This is a genomic window from Limnohabitans sp., from assembly GCF_023910625.1.
GTDB lineage: Bacteria > Pseudomonadota > Gammaproteobacteria > Burkholderiales > Burkholderiaceae_C > Limnohabitans_A.
On the sequence record NZ_JAAVVW010000002.1, the window covers coordinates 287,690 to 302,114 of the forward strand.

Here is a 14,425-nt window from a genome sequence, read left to right on the forward strand (position 1 = left end):
GGAGGTAATGATGCGACGCTTTGCGCATCCGCGCAAGCCGCGTCGTCTGGCTGTCCCGCTCAGGCCATCAAGCGCGAGCCCTTGGGCACATGCGCCATCAAGAAGGCCATTTGATCAGCCAGGATACGGCGGTTGCGCAAGATGAAGTCTTCCCAGAGGCTGGGCACATAAGGCGCATACAGCAGGGGCATGCGGGCCTGCTCGGGCGTGCGGTTGCTTTTGCGGTGGTTGCAGGAACGGCAGGCGGTCACCACATTCATCCAGTGGTCTGGGCCACGTTGCGCCAGCGGGACGATGTGCTCGCGGGTCAGTTCCGACTCGTGGAAATGCCCACCGCAATAGGCGCACACCTGGCGGTCACGCACAAACAATTTGGTGTTGGTCAAGCCCGATCGCAACTCAAACGGGTTGATGCGCGGCACGCCCTGGGTGCCGATGATGCTGTTGACGGTGATGATGGATTGCTGGCCTGTGAGCGCGTTGTGACCGCCGTGAAAAACCGCCAATTGCTGACCCGCTTCCCAGCGCACCTCGTCGGCGGCGTAATGGGTGACCGCTTGCTCCAGGGTGATCCACGATTGCGGCAAGCCTTGGGCCGAGAGTTTCAAAACCTTCACAGACGCCTCCATCCAACAGTTCAAAAACCACTGACACGATAAGTCCCGTCTCGATCCTGCTGTTCAACTCTGGAAGCCGCCGCCAGCGGGATCGGGCTCAGTCACAATATACCCTCTTACATGGACAATACCGTGAATGCTGGCGCTTGTGCCGGATCAACGGCAGGACATCACGAGCGACATGAAGGTTTACCGAGGCTTCCACCATCCCTATCTGGCCCCCGCTTGCGCTTTGACGATCGGCAACTTTGACGGCGTACACCGGGGTCACCAGGCCATGCTGGCCCTGCTGCGCAGCGAAGCGGCCCACCGGGGCGTGCCCAGCTGCGTGATGACCTTCGAGCCCCACCCGCGTGACTACTTTGCCAAGGCCCTCCACCAGCCCGATCTGGCCCCGGCCCGCATCGCCACGATGCGCGACAAACTGCAAGAACTTGAGCGCTGCGGCGTGGACCAGGTGGTGGTGGTGCCCTTTGACGCCCGGCTGGCCAGCCAGTCACCCCAAGACTTCATTGAGCAGGTGCTGGTGCGCGGCCTGGGCGTGCGCTATGTGTTGGTGGGCGACGATTTCCGCTTTGGTGCCAAGCGCGCGGGCGACTACGCCATGCTCGACACTGCCGGACAAAGCTTGGGCTTTGACGTGGCCCGCATGAACAGCTACGAGGTGCGCGGCCTGCGCGTGTCCAGCTCGGCCGTGCGCGATGCGCTGGCCAAAGGCGATCTGCCCGCGGTACAGGCCCTGCTGGGCCGCCCCTACAGCATCAGCGGCCATGTGGTGCACGGGCGCAAGCTGGGCCGCGAGTTGGCCGCCACAGCCCAAGGGGCAGGCGACGGCTTTCGCACCCTGAATTTGCGTTTTTCGCACTGGAAGCCTGCGGCCAGCGGCATCTTTGTGGTGCAGGTGCATGGCCTGGCTGATCAACCCTTGAAGGGCGTGGCCAACCTGGGCATCCGCCCCTCGCTGGACCCGAATGACGTCAATGGCGGGCGCGTGCTGCTGGAGACGCATGCCTTCGACTGGCCTGCCCATCTGGGGGCTGAAGGGGGCTACGGTAAAATCATTCGGGTGGACTTGCTGCATAAATTACACGACGAGCTCAAATACGACGGTCTGGACGCCCTGACAAAGGGCATTGCCAAAGACTGTGACGATGCACAGGCGTGGTTTGCTTCCCGTCATGGTGAAACCAGCCGCCAAACCACCCGCGACCGAATTTGACGCTCTGGCCCTCGTTTGCTGCCCTTCGACAGGCTCAGGGCGAACGACCTCAACGGCCCACCCCCTCTTGATCTCTCCGAACGGCCCGCCGCTCGGGCTGAGCTTGTCGAAGCCCTCTCGACTTGACGCACCATGACCGACCCAACCCAGAACCCCGACACCCGCATCAACATGATGGACACCCCGTTCCCGATGCGCGGCGACCTGCCCAAGCGCGAGCCGGGCTGGGTGAGCGAGTGGAACGACGGTGGTTTGTACAAAAAACTGCGCGCTGCCCGTCAAGGCGCACCGCTGTTCGTGCTGCACGACGGCCCGCCCTATGCCAACGGCAAGCTGCACATCGGCCACGCGCTGAACAAAGTGCTCAAAGACATGATCGTCAAGTCCAAGCAATTGGCGGGCTTTGACGCGCAATACATCCCCGGCTGGGACTGCCATGGCCTGCCGATCGAAAACGCGATCGAAAAACTGCATGGCCGCAAGCTCAGCCGTGACGACATGCAGGCCAAGAGCCGCGCCTTTGCCACCGAGCAAATCGGCCAGCAACGCGAAGACTTCAAGCGCCTGGGCGTGCTCGGCGACTGGGAGCGCCCTTACCGCACCATGGACTTTGCCAACGAAGCCGGTGAAATCCGCGCCTTCCAACGCGTGATCGAGCGTGGCTTTGTTTACCGTGGCCTCAAACCCGTTTACTGGTGCTTTGACTGCGGCTCGTCGCTCGCCGAATTCGAGATCGAATACGCCGACAAAAAGAGCGACACGCTGGACGTGGCTTTTGAAGCCGACAACACCGCCGCGCTGGCTGCCGCCTTTGGCCTGCCCCAGCTGCCTGGCGAGGGCAGCAAAAAGGCCTTTGCCGTCATCTGGACCACCACCGCCTGGACGATTCCCGCCAACCAAGCGCTCAACGCCCACCCCGAGCTGGAATATGCCCTGGTGGACACGCCCCGTGGCGTGTTGCTGCTGGCTGCCAGCTTGGTCGAGAAATGCCTGGAGCGCTACAAGCTCGAAGGCTCTGTGATTGCCACCGCTGTGGGCGAGAAGTTGCGCGGCCTGGTGTTCCGCCACCCGTTTCATGACACTGTGAGCGCTGAAGAAGGTGGCCCATACAGCTACCGCCGCCCATCGCCCCTGTACCTGGCCGAGTACGTGACCGCCACCGACGGTACAGGCATCGTGCACTCGTCCCCCGCCTACGGCGTGGACGACTTCAACTCCTGCATCGCCAACGGCCTGGCCTACGACGACATCCTCAACCCGGTGCAAGGCAATGGCGTGTACGCCGAAGAGCTGCCTTTCTTTGGCGGCCAGCACATCTGGAAAGCCTGTGCCCACGTGATCGAGGTGCTGGGCCAAAGTGACCGCCTGATGGCCACGGTGGAAATCACCCACAGCTACCCCCACTGCTGGCGCCACAAAACGCCCGTCATCTACCGCGCTGCCGCCCAATGGTTTGTGCGCATGGACGAGGGCGAGGGCGTGTTCACCCAAGACAAAGCGCCCAAGACCCTTCGCCAGCTGGCACTCGACGCGATCGAGCAAACGCAGTTCTACCCCGAGAACGGCAAGACCCGCCTGCGCGACATGATCGCCAACCGCCCCGACTGGTGCATCTCGCGCCAGCGCTCCTGGGGCGTGCCCGTGCCGTTCTTTCTGCACAAGGACTCGGGCGAACTGCACCCCAACACCATGGCCATCCTGGACCAAGCCGCTGACATCGTCGAAAAAGGCGGCATCGAAGCTTGGAGCCGCGTGACGGTGGAAGAAATTTTGGGTGCACAGGACGCGCCGCACTACACCAAGAGCACCGACATTCTGGAAGTCTGGTTCGACTCGGGCTCCACCTTCCAGCATGTGCTGCGCGGCAGCCACAAAGACGCTTACGGCGTGCCGCCCTTCCACGCCGAAGGCCCTGAAGCCGACCTGTATTTGGAAGGCCACGACCAGCACCGCGGCTGGTTCCACAGCTCGCTGCTGCTGGGCTGCGCGCTGTACGACCGTGCACCTTACCGGGGCCTGCTGACCCACGGCTTTGCCACCGACGGCCAAGGACGCAAGATGAGCAAGTCGCTGGGCAACACGGTGGACCCGCAAACCATCACTTCCAAAATGGGTGCAGAAATCGTGCGCCTGTGGGTGGCCAGCACCGACTACTCGGGCGACCTCAATATTGACGAAAAAATCCTGGCCCGCGTGGTGGACAGCTACCGCCGCATCCGCAACACGCTGCGCTTCTTGATGGCCAACGTGAGCGACTTTGACCCGGCGCAGGATGCCGTGGCTGATGACCAATTGCTGGAGATCGACCGCTTTGCGCTGGCCCGCGCCGCGCAGTTGCAAGCCGACATCCGCGCCCACTTCGACATGTACGAATTCCACCCCGTGGTCTCCAAGCTGCAAATTTATTGTTCGGAAGACCTGGGCGCGTTTTATCTGGATGTGCTGAAAGACCGCCTCTACACCACCGCCCCCAAGTCGCTGGCGCGCCGCAGCGCACAAACCGCGCTCTACCGCATCACCCACGGCATGCTGCGCTGGATGGCGCCGTTCTTATCCTTCACGGCCGAAGAAGCTTGGACCACATTTGGCACATCGGAATCCATCTTCCTGGAAACCTTCAGCGACTTCGGTACGGCCGATGAGCAGTTGCTGGCGAAGTGGGGTCGCATCCGCGAAATCCGCGATCTGGTGAACAAAGACATCGAAAACCTGCGTGTTGCAGGCCAAGTGGGCGCATCGCTGCAAGCCGAAATCACCTTGACTGCACCCGCCGCTGACCACGCCCTGCTGGCCAGCTTGGGCGCGGACATCAAGTTCGTGTTCATCACCTCCAAAGTGACGCTCCAAGCAGGCGACGCCCTCGCCGTGCAAGTGACCGCCAGCCAAGCCATCAAATGCGAGCGCTGCTGGCACTACGCCGACGACGTGGGCCACAACGCCAACCACCCCACGATTTGCGGGCGCTGCGTGAGCAACCTGCACGGTGCTGGCGAAACCCGCCTGGTTGCCTGACATTCACGCGCAAACAACACAAGGCAAACCCATGGCCAGCAGCAAAAAAATCGGTAAAAGCTACGCCAGCAAAAGCCAAGGCATGGTGCTTTGGCTGGGCATTGCCCTCTTGGTGCTGGTGCTCGACCAGTTCACGAAGGTGCTGGTGCTGGGCGCTTTTCAGCTGGGCGACAGCACCCCGATCACCTCGTTTTTTAACCTGGTGCGGGTGCACAACCACGGCGCGGCCTTCTCTTTCCTGGCGGGCGCAGGCGGCTGGCAACGCTGGTTTTTCACCGGCATAGGCGTGGCCGCGGCCATCTTCATGGTCTGGATGCTGCGCGCACACCCCGGTCAAAAACTCTTCAGCCTGGCCATCTCACTGATTTTGGGTGGCGCGATTGGCAACGTGATCGACCGCTTGGTGCACGGCTACGTGGTCGACTTTCTGGACTTTTATTGGGGTGCCTGGCACTTCCCGGCCTTCAACGTGGCCGATGCCGGCATCAGCGTGGGCGCGGCGCTGCTGATCTTGGACGAAATCCTGCGCGTGCGTCGCGGGCGTTGAACTTTGTTAAGCTGTCTGCCCTGATTGAAAAAAGGAGACTCCCATGCCCGGATTGCTGCCCCACATTGACCCAGACGGCCTGCTCGAATTTTCGGTGGTCTACACCGACCGCGCCCTGAACCACATGTCCAAGCGATTTGGCGGCGTGATGACCGATATCTCGCGCATGCTCAAAACCGTCTACGGTGCACACTCGGTCGCCCTGGTGCCCGGCAGCGGCACCTTTGGCATGGAGTCTGTCGCCCGGCAATTTGCCACCAACCAGCACGTCATGGTGATTCGCAATGGCTGGTTCAGCTACCGCTGGACGCAAATCTTTGACATGGGCCAGATCCCGAAAAGCCACAGTGTGTTCAAGGCCCGCCGAATCGCAGAAGGCTCACAAGCCGCCTGGGCACCCGCCCCCATCGCTGAAGTGACCGCCGCGATCGCTGCCGAAAAGCCAGCGATCGTGTTTGCGCCCCATGTGGAAACCTCCGCCGGCATGATCTTGCCAGACGGCTACCTCAAAGCCGTGTCCGATGCGGTGCACGCGGTGGGCGGTCTGTTGGTTCTGGACTGCATCGCCTCGGGCGCCATGTGGGTGGACATGAAGGCCACGGGGGTGGATGTGTTGATCAGCGCCCCGCAAAAAGGCTGGAGCAGCTCGCCCTGCTGCGCCATGGTCATGCTGAGCGAACGCGCCCGCCAGGCGATTGACGGCACCACCAGCACCACCTTCGCCATGGACCTGAAAAAGTGGCTGCAAGTGATGGAAACCTACGAGGGCGGTGGCCACATGTACCACACCACCTTGCCCACCGATGCGCTGCTGCGCCTGCGCGATGCGATGGTGGAAACCGATGCCTATGGCTTTGCCAAGGTGCGCGAAGAACAAATGGCATTGGGCCGTGCCGTGCGCCAGTTGCTGGCCGAGCGCGGTTTCCCCAGTGTGGCGGCACCCGGCTTTGAAGCGCCTGGCGTGGTCGTCAGCTACACCACCGACCCCGACATCCAAAGCAGCAAAAAGTTCTTGGCCGAAGGCCTGCAGACTGCTGCGGGCGTGCCGCTGCAATGCGACGAGCCAGCCGACTTCCGCACCTTCCGCATGGGCTTGTTCGGCCTGGAAAAATGGCACGACGTGCAGCGCACCTTGCAACAGCTGCGCACAGCGCTGGACGCCGTGGCACCGGCCGAAGCCGAAAAGCTGGCAGCCTGACCGATCCTCCAAATGACAAAGGCCGGACCCTGTGGGTCCGGCCTTTGTCATGGCGCAATCAACTCACAAAGTGATGATGGTGCAACCCGTGGTCTTGCGGGCTTCCAGGGCGATGTGGGCGTCCTGAATTTGCGCCAAGGGGAAGGTCTGGTCGATGTGGATCTTCACTTTGCCGCTGGTCACCGCTTCGAACAAATCATCGGCCATTTCCTGCGTATTTTCACGGGTGGTGATGTGGCTGAACAAGGTCTGGCGCGTCACATAGATCGAACCCTTGGGGCCCAAGATGCCAGGGGCAAACGGGGCCACAGGGCCTGAGGCATTGCCAAAACTGGCCATCAAACCAAATGGTGCCAAGCAGTCGAGCGACTTGTCCCAGGTGTCTTTGCCCACCGAGTCGTACACCACTTTGACGCCTTTGCCACCGGTGATCTCTTTGACCTTGGCCTGGAAATCTTCGGTGGAGTAGTTGATGCAAAACTCGGCGCCATTGGCCAGGGCCAAAGTGCACTTGGCATCGCTGCCGGCGGTGCCGATCAGGCGCAAACCCAGCGCCTTGGCCCACTGGCAAGCAATCAGGCCCACGCCACCCGCCGCAGCGTGGAACAGCACAAAGTCACCGGCCTTCAGGCCCCCCTGGGGCTGCGTGCGCTTGAGCAGGTACTGCGCCGTCAAACCCTTGAGCATCATGGCCGCGCCAGTTTCGAAAGAGATCGCATCGGGCAGCTTGCACACGCACTTGGCGGGCATCACGCGCACTTCGCAGTAGCTGCCGGGCGGTTGGCTGGCGTACGCTGCGCGGTCACCCACCTTCAGGTGCGTCACGCCCTCGCCCACGGCTTCGACCACGCCCGAGGCTTCCATGCCCAACTTGAGCGGCATGGGCAGCGCATACAGGCCGCTGCGCTGGTACACGTCAATGAAATTCAGGCCGATGGCCTTGTGGCCGATGCGGATCTCGCCGGGGCCAGGTTCGCCGACCGTCACGTCAACGAGCTTCATGACTTCGGGACCACCGTTCTGGTCAATCTGGACTGCAAGGCTCATGGCATTTCTCCTGTGAATGGTCAAATCAAATCATGCCTGACTGTGCCACGAATTTCATGCCGGAGTCCGGGGTGGGGACAGCCGGGCGACAGCGGGTCAAGCTGAATGTCGCTACAGTGCCTCATGTCACAAAAACTCTCACCCGTCACTGCCCTGCTGCTGACAGTGCCCCCTTTGCTGTGGGCTGGCAATGCCGTAGTGGGCCGTCTGGTCGGCGACTTGGTGCCGCCCATCACGCTCAACTTTTTACGTTGGGCTGTGGCCCTGTTCATCTTGCTGCCCTTGGCGTCGTGGGTTCTGCGGCGCAGCAGCGGAATGTGGCAGCACTGGCGGCGTTTTGCCCTGCTCAGTTTGCTGGGCGTGGGTTGTTACAACGCGCTGCAATACTTGGCGCTGCAAACCTCCACCCCGCTGAATGTGACCCTGGTGGCCGCCAGTGGTCCGGTGTGGATGCTGGGCATTGGGGCGCTGTTTTTTCAGGCGCCGGTGCGGCGCGCCCAGGTGTATGGGGCGGTGCTCTCGATTTTTGGCGTGCTGGTGGTGTTGTCGCGGGGCGACTGGGCGCAGCTCATGGCGGTGCGTTTGGTGGTGGGCGATTTGTTCATCTTGCTGGCCACGGCATGCTGGTCCTGGTACAGCTGGATGCTGACGCGCCGCGATGAGCCCGAAGCCATCCGCAACGACTGGGCGGCCTTTTTGCTCGCGCAGGTGGTGTTCGGTCTGGCCTGGTCGGGCTTGTTTGCCGGCATGGAATGGGGCCTGACCGATGCGCACATCACCTGGGGCTGGCCCCTGATTTCTGCGCTGGCCTTTGTGGCCGTGGGCCCGGCCGTGCTGGCCTACCGCTGTTGGGGCCTGGGCGTTCAGCAGGCAGGCCCGGCAGTCGCGGGCTTTTTTGCCAACCTCACCCCACTCTTTGCGGCCATTTTCTCAGCCGCCTTTTTAGGCGAGTTGCCCCAGCTGTTCCACGGGCTGGCGTTTGCGCTGATCATTGGCGGCATTTGGGTGTCTTCAAGAAAATAAGCCGCGAAGGTTTTGCCGGGTTGCAGCAGAAATTTTCAAATTGATTCACAGGCTGGGCTTGGGCGGCAATTAGGTTGAAGACGCTTTTGCAGTGATCCTATTTCCGGCAGTTGACATTGCGTAAACCGGCTGCAAGCTAGACTAGATGCCAATTTCAATGGATTTATTGGAGTCACCAAATGGGTGAAGCAAAAAGGCGTCAACTTGCTGTCCAAACGCAGGCACTGGAGGCCATGGTCGTGGATACGCCGGGTGGGCGAATTCATGTGAAGTGGACCATGGGGCCAGCGCCACACCGAATGCACAGTTGACCTTCTTCTCCGAGTTCTTGGCCACCACGGGTGTGTACAGCTCCTGGGTCGATAGCTGCCCATTGACCTACACAAGCCCCAATGCACCCAGCAAACAGGATATCTTGGGCACATGGCTGCTGGCGATACTGGCAGGGCACAACCGCTACGCCCACATCACCGGGCTGCGCGGCGACGCGGTGAGCCCGCAGATTCTGGGGATGAAGAAAATCATCAGCGAAGACGCGCTGCGACGCGCGCTGTCGCGTATGAGCGCCGAGCAAAGCCAGGCCTGGCTTGCCCCCCAGCTCATGGGTAGTGTGCAAGCGGCACTGAGCACCCCTTGGATCCTGGATATCGACACCACCATCAAGCCGATGTTCGGAAAACAAAGCGGAGCTGAGGTCAGCTACAACCCACACAAACCCGGGCGCCCGAGCCACGCACTGCACACATACTGGGTTGGCAACCTGCGCTTGGTGCTGGACGTCGTTGTCTGCCCCGGCAAAGAGCACAGCGCAGCCAAAGCGCGGCCTGGTCTGATCGGCGTACTGGAAAAGCTCACGCCCCAGCAGCGTCCGACCTTGGTCCGAGGCGACTGCGGCTTTGGCAACGAACCCTTTATCACCGAGCTGGAGGAGCGAGCCCAGCCCTACCTGTTCAAGCTGCGTCAAACTGTGGGTGTCAAGAAATTATTGGCACGCCAATTCGCGCGTGATGACTGGAGCACACCCGGCCCCAGCGAGCAAGGCTGGAGCGCAGTCGAAGATACCCTCAAACTCTCGGGCTGGGACAAATCACGTCGGGTAGTGATCTTGCGGCGTGCCGTCAAAGCCGATTTGGCGCTGAGTCGAAAGACCAAGAACGAGCCGGGCGAGCAGATTGAGTTGCTGATGCCGGACAAGGATGTTCAGGCGTGGGAATACGCGGTGTTGGTGACAAACAGCGCCTACGCATTGGACGCGTTCGGTCAACTCTATCGGGACCGGGCTGACTGCGAGAACGGATTTGACGAGCTCAAAAATCAGTGGGGATGGGGTGGCTTCACGACCCAGGACATTGAGCGCTGCCAGACCAGTGCTCGCGCTGTAGCGCTGGTGTACAACTGGTGGTCTTGGTATTGCCGGGCGGCCAAGCCGGGTGCACGCATGGAAGCCATCACCAGCCGAGCGTTATTGCTTGCCAGTGTGGGGCGCGCTGTCAAACATGCGGGACAGACAACGCTGTATCTGACACCGATGCATGCTGCCAAGGACAAGTTGCTCGCGCTCATCGCCAACATTCGTGCGGCTTTAAGTCATGTCAGGGATGTTGCGGAGCAGTTGCCTTTTGCGGATCGATGGCAGACATTTCTGGACTACGTGGTGGCCAAAATCACGCGCCCACTGCCACCTTGGCTACCGTCAGCCCAACTTACAGCGGCAGGGTAACTGCCGGATTTAGGATTAAAGGTACACAACCGTGGCCCAAATCACCAAAAGTGCGTTGCTTGATTCGCATCCTCAGAAATGCACTGGCACACAACAACATCGTGGCGTTTGGGGACAACGTCAATGAGATTAAGAAATTGGGGTTCTTTTCAGAGAAAAAAACGAAGACTGGCAACAACTGCACAACAAAGGACGGCTACCTGGTTTTGGTCATTGATACGACGGCGTTTCAGACCTTTTTAAAGGCATGGTTCGATGTGATCGCGCCGCAAACCGATTCCGCGAACGACGAACAGCCATGAGCTTGTTTTTCACCACAGCGCCACCGCACACCTTGCTGTCCGCAGCGGCACCCAGTTCAGCGCTTCAAATCCCTGTAGAAATTCTCATGTGGCCCCAAGGCTTCCAAATAGATCAGGCGCACGGCGTCTTCCCGGGTGTAGCCCAGCAGGTACAGCTGGCCTTGGCTGCGAAACTTGTGTACCCACAGCTGGGCCAAGTCGCCTTTTTTGCGCTCACCCACGTCGGGGTTGTCAGCCACCGTCGCCACAGCGGCATCGGTATCTGCAATCAAACTGGCCTTGGTCAGTTTTTTGTACACACGGGCAAAGCGCCGCGTTTGCTGCACCTGCCAGCTCATGCTTGCAAGTTGCCCTGGCTGCGGGCCACAAAAGGTGCGCTGCCCTCTCGCGGCTCAGCCAGGCTCATCAGGCTCTCGGCGATGAAAGACGCCGGCAAATCGGGGTTGTCCAAGGCAGCACGCCCCACTTTGGCCCAGAACTCGACCTGCCCCTGCACGGTGCGAAATTCCGCTTTGGCAGCCACACGGGCCGCGCCAACCAAAGACTCATCAATGCGCATGGAAACGGTGGACATGGGAGGCCTTTCATGAAAAACCACAATTGTAGTCAAGCACAACTGTCGCCGCATTCGTCAGCACACCAACACCCCTTCAACACCCTGCGCAACAGCCACCCAAGCCATCCACATGACTGACTCAGACAAGCAACTGGCCCTGGCCGCAGGCCTGACCGCCAAAACTAACCAACTCTGTCAGGGCCTTGAATCGGGCGCAGCAGACATTTTGGAACTGGTCACACCCACCACCGCCGATTTGCTGGCTTGGTGGTTTGGCGAAGACATGGTGATGGCCCGAGGCAACCTGAACTTTCACGTCGGACAAAAGCAGGCCATTTTGAACGCCATCGTGGCGCACGAGGTGCTGGGCTCAGGCCTTGACCGCTGGACACTGCTGGACCTGTACCGCGCCGCCGCGCCCGATGCGCTGCTGACGGGCACACGACTCAATGAAGTGTCTGCCGACAAGCATGGGCACCCGAAATACTGCCTGAAGATGGCCACGGGCACGGGCAAGACCTGGGTGCTGCAAGCGCTGATGATCTGGCAGCTTCTGAACAAAACCGCCGCACTGGCCGAAGGCATTGACGACCCCAGGTTTACGCGCCAATTCATGGTGGTGGCACCGGGTCTGATCGTTTATGAACGCCTGCTCGATGCGTTTTGCGGCAAGCTTGTTCCGGGTGGAAACGGCTCGCGCAACTTCTCCAGCTCCGACATGGCCAAGTTTGCCGACCTGTTCATCCCCGAGGCGCACCGCGAATCGGTGTTTGCCTTTGTGCGTGGCAACGTGTGCAGCAAAAACGAGATCGGCCTTAAAGCCACAGGCAACGGCTTGATCGCCATCACCAACTGGCATCTGTTGGCAGAAGGCGATGTGGCTGAGGACATTGAAGAAGTCGAAACGCTTGGCGCACCCATGGACCCGCAAGATGTGGTGGCCCAAGTGCTGCCGCTCACACCTGGCCGCGCCACAGGCAACAGCCTGGATGTATTGGACCGCCGATATGTACGCGGTAATGTACTGGAGTTTTTGGCGCAGTTGCCCGAGCTGATGGTGTTCAACGACGAGGCCCACCACATCCACGAGTTCAAACGCGAAGGCGAAACGACCGAGGTGGAATGGCAGAAAAGCCTGAGCCGCATCGCCCAAAGCAAGGGCCGCCGCTTTGTGCAGGTGGACTTTTCGGCCACACCTTACAACGATGTGGGCTCGGGCAAGAACAAGCGCAAGGTGTACTTTCCGCACATCGTGACCGACTTTGACCTGAAAAGCGCCATGCGTGCCGGGCTGGTCAAGTCGTTGGTGCTGGACCGCCGCAAGGAGATCGGCGCACTGCCGCTGGAGTTCAAGGCCGAGCGGGACGAATCGGGTAACCCAGCGCTGAGTGAAGGCCAGCGCGTCATGCTGCGGGCGGGCCTTGCCAAACTGCGCAAGCTGGAAAAAGACTTTGCCACCATCGATCCGCACCGCCACCCCAAGATGCTGGTGGTTTGCGAAGACACCACCGTGTCGCCGCTTGTGGCCGAATTTTTACGCGACCAGGAAGGCTTGAACGACGACGAGGTGATGACCATCGACTCGGGGAAGAAAGCCGAGCTGGGACCCAAGGATTGGGAGCCTGTGCGCGAGCGCCTATTCAGCGTGGACCACCACGCCACACCGCGTGTGATCGTGAGCGTGCTCATGCTGCGCGAAGGCTTTGACGTGAACAACATCTGCGTCATCGTGCCGCTGCGCTCCAGCCAGGCTCAAATTCTGCTGGAGCAAACCATTGGGCGTGGCTTGCGCATGATGTGGCGCGACGCAGAATACAACGACATCAAACGCGAGAACCGCGAACTGATCGAGGCCAGCAAAGAACCGGGCAGCTTGTTGGATGTGTTGTCCATCGTGGAGCACCCCGCGTTTCAGTCGTTTTATGACGAGCTGATCAACGAAGGCCTGGCGGGCACGACAGGTGATGACGATGGCGACGACACATCGGCCACGGGTGACGTGATCGCAGCCGAACTGCGCGAAGACTTTCAAGCCTTTGATTTCGGCATCCCGTTCATCTTGCAAGAAGCCGACGAACTGTGTGATCACAACCAGATCGATGTGACCACCCTGCCCGCCTTCACGGCCATGACGGCGGACCAGCTCAAGGGCATGCTGGGCAAAGGCGACACCTTTGTCTCGCAAGACCTGCAAAGCGCCACGCTGTTTGGCGACTACAGAGTGGACGGTGCGGTGATGAACGTGAGCGGGTACAACGATTACCTGTCGCGCCTCACACGGCGCATCAGTCAGGCGCTGAGCGAACCGCTGCCCAAGGGCAACAAGATCGCCACACACTTGGCCAAGCCCTATTTGCAAGTGAACACCGCCGAGCTGACGGGATGGATTGACGACTACGTCTGGACGCAATTGTTTGCGGGCACTTTCAACCCACTGGAAGATGAAAACTGGCGCTTGCTGTTGTTGCAGCCCGTGGTGGACCACATCACCAAGGTGTTTGCGGTGGGCCTGCTCGAATCAGAAGAAAAGCACACCACCGGCCAGACCGAAGTGCATCTGCGATTTTTGAGCGAAGTGCTCAAGCTGATGGTGCGCGAAAGTGCATCGCTGGAAGTGTCCAAATGCATCTACACCCGGCTGGGCTGGCCCAGCCGCAGCGGCGGGCTGGAACGCGCCTTCATCCACTGGGCACAAGCCGACACGCAAGTGCTGGCCTTTTGCAAGATCAGCGAAAACCGCCACACCTTTGCCCGCCTGCGCTACGTGAAAGACGACGGCCTGCCCGCCTTCTACTCACCCGATTTTTTGGTGCGCACCGCAGGCGCGGTGTACCTGGTCGAAACCAAAGGCCAAGAACAAACCATCCACCCCAATGTGCAACGCAAACTGAAAGTGGCGCTGGCTTGGTGTGAACGCATCAACAACCTGAGCGAGGTGCAACGCGGTGGGCCGCCTTGGCATTACGTGCTGCTGGGGGAGGCTGTTGTGTATGAATGGCAGGGTAAAGGTGCGCGGCTTGCGGAGCTGTTGGACTATGCGCGGCTGCGGCCATTGGGTGAGGCTTCGTTGCAACAGCGATTAATTTAAGGGGACAGCTTAGTGGATGGTTCAGGCCAACAAGACGAAAGTCAGCTATGCCACGGTTGCTGTCACTGTACTAGGTCGAGCGGCTGACAGTTCCTG

General features: G+C 60.5%; 12 protein-coding genes. 8 read left to right on the top strand and 4 right to left on the bottom strand.

Going from position 1 to position 14,425, the window contains the following annotated elements:
• Window positions 1–59: 59 nt before the first annotated feature.
• The gene (locus tag HEQ17_RS01520) at window positions 60–617 is read right to left on the bottom strand and encodes an HNH endonuclease (protein WP_296290933.1); all 558 of its coding nucleotides are present in this window, start codon (window positions 615–617) and stop codon (window positions 60–62) included.
• Window positions 618–798: 181 nt separating this feature from the next.
• Here HEQ17_RS01520 and HEQ17_RS01525 point away from each other — a divergent pair, with 181 nt between their 5' ends.
• The 4 genes from HEQ17_RS01525 (at window position 799) to HEQ17_RS01540 (ending at window position 6,593) form a co-directional block, all read left to right on the top strand.
• On the top strand, window positions 799–1,836 hold the full coding sequence (locus HEQ17_RS01525; RefSeq protein ID WP_296290934.1) for a bifunctional riboflavin kinase/FAD synthetase: 1,038 nt from the start codon (window positions 799–801) through the stop codon (window positions 1,834–1,836).
• A 132-nt stretch (window positions 1,837–1,968) separates the two neighbouring features.
• On the top strand, window positions 1,969–4,848 hold the full coding sequence (ileS, locus tag HEQ17_RS01530) for an isoleucine--tRNA ligase (RefSeq protein ID WP_296290935.1): 2,880 nt from the start codon (window positions 1,969–1,971) through the stop codon (window positions 4,846–4,848).
• Between the two features lie 31 nt (window positions 4,849–4,879).
• Window positions 4,880–5,395 (top strand): signal peptidase II, encoded by a 516-nt coding sequence (lspA, locus tag HEQ17_RS01535; protein WP_296290936.1) that lies wholly within the window; start codon window positions 4,880–4,882, stop codon window positions 5,393–5,395.
• A gap of 43 nt (window positions 5,396–5,438) precedes the next feature.
• Window positions 5,439–6,593: an aminotransferase class V-fold PLP-dependent enzyme gene (locus HEQ17_RS01540; RefSeq protein WP_296290937.1), complete on the top strand. Its 1,155-nt coding sequence runs from the start codon at window positions 5,439–5,441 to the stop codon at window positions 6,591–6,593.
• A gap of 63 nt (window positions 6,594–6,656) precedes the next feature.
• Here HEQ17_RS01540 and HEQ17_RS01545 read toward each other — a convergent pair whose 3' ends face one another.
• Window positions 6,657–7,640 carry a quinone oxidoreductase gene (locus HEQ17_RS01545; protein ID WP_296290938.1) on the bottom strand — a complete coding sequence of 328 codons (984 nt, stop codon included), beginning with the start codon at window positions 7,638–7,640 and terminating at the stop codon, window positions 6,657–6,659.
• A 123-nt stretch (window positions 7,641–7,763) separates the two neighbouring features.
• On the opposite strand from HEQ17_RS01545, the gene HEQ17_RS01550 reads away from it, so the two are divergent.
• From HEQ17_RS01550 to HEQ17_RS01560, 3 genes are all read left to right on the top strand, one after another.
• Entirely contained in the window at window positions 7,764–8,663 is a 900-nt protein-coding gene (locus HEQ17_RS01550) for a DMT family transporter (protein ID WP_296290939.1), read from the top strand.
• A gap of 307 nt (window positions 8,664–8,970) precedes the next feature.
• Entirely contained in the window at window positions 8,971–10,383 is a 1,413-nt protein-coding gene (locus HEQ17_RS01555) for a transposase (RefSeq protein ID WP_296290940.1), read from the top strand.
• Complete coding sequence (locus HEQ17_RS01560) at window positions 10,347–10,685, top strand: hypothetical protein (RefSeq protein WP_296290941.1); 339 nt, start codon at window positions 10,347–10,349, stop codon at window positions 10,683–10,685. Before HEQ17_RS01555 ends, HEQ17_RS01560 begins: the two co-directional genes overlap by 37 nt.
• A 56-nt stretch (window positions 10,686–10,741) precedes the next feature.
• On the opposite strand, the gene HEQ17_RS01565 is transcribed toward HEQ17_RS01560, so the two are convergent.
• Together HEQ17_RS01565 and HEQ17_RS01570 are read right to left on the bottom strand one after the other, a co-directional pair.
• Complete coding sequence (locus tag HEQ17_RS01565; RefSeq protein ID WP_296290942.1) at window positions 10,742–11,023, bottom strand: type II toxin-antitoxin system RelE/ParE family toxin; 282 nt, start codon at window positions 11,021–11,023, stop codon at window positions 10,742–10,744.
• A complete protein-coding gene (locus HEQ17_RS01570; RefSeq protein ID WP_296290943.1) occupies window positions 11,020–11,259 on the bottom strand; it encodes a ParD-like family protein in 240 nt (79 codons plus the stop codon). Before HEQ17_RS01570 ends, HEQ17_RS01565 begins: the two co-directional genes overlap by 4 nt.
• 112 nt (window positions 11,260–11,371) lie before the next feature.
• Here HEQ17_RS01570 and HEQ17_RS01575 point away from each other — a divergent pair, with 112 nt between their 5' ends.
• Window positions 11,372–14,329: a DEAD/DEAH box helicase family protein gene (locus HEQ17_RS01575; RefSeq protein ID WP_296290944.1), complete on the top strand. Its 2,958-nt coding sequence runs from the start codon at window positions 11,372–11,374 to the stop codon at window positions 14,327–14,329.
• The last annotated feature ends 96 nt before the right edge of the window (window positions 14,330–14,425 follow it).

Excerpts from the sequence above, each read along its gene's own strand:
- ileS (WP_296290935.1), top strand. The coding sequence starts at position 1,969 with ATGACCGACCCAACCCAGAACCCCGACACCCGCATCAACATGATGGAC.
- HEQ17_RS01545 (WP_296290938.1), bottom strand. The coding sequence starts at position 7,640 with ATGAGCCTTGCAGTCCAGATTGACCAGAACGGTGGTCCCGAAGTCATG.
- lspA (WP_296290936.1), top strand. The coding sequence starts at position 4,880 with ATGGCCAGCAGCAAAAAAATCGGTAAAAGCTACGCCAGCAAAAGCCAA.
- HEQ17_RS01575 (WP_296290944.1), top strand. The coding sequence starts at position 11,372 with ATGACTGACTCAGACAAGCAACTGGCCCTGGCCGCAGGCCTGACCGCC.
- HEQ17_RS01540 (WP_296290937.1), top strand. The coding sequence starts at position 5,439 with ATGCCCGGATTGCTGCCCCACATTGACCCAGACGGCCTGCTCGAATTT.
- HEQ17_RS01570 (WP_296290943.1), bottom strand. The coding sequence starts at position 11,259 with ATGTCCACCGTTTCCATGCGCATTGATGAGTCTTTGGTTGGCGCGGCC.
- HEQ17_RS01565 (WP_296290942.1), bottom strand. The coding sequence starts at position 11,023 with ATGAGCTGGCAGGTGCAGCAAACGCGGCGCTTTGCCCGTGTGTACAAA.
- HEQ17_RS01525 (WP_296290934.1), top strand. The coding sequence starts at position 799 with ATGAAGGTTTACCGAGGCTTCCACCATCCCTATCTGGCCCCCGCTTGC.
- HEQ17_RS01550 (WP_296290939.1), top strand. The coding sequence starts at position 7,764 with ATGTCACAAAAACTCTCACCCGTCACTGCCCTGCTGCTGACAGTGCCC.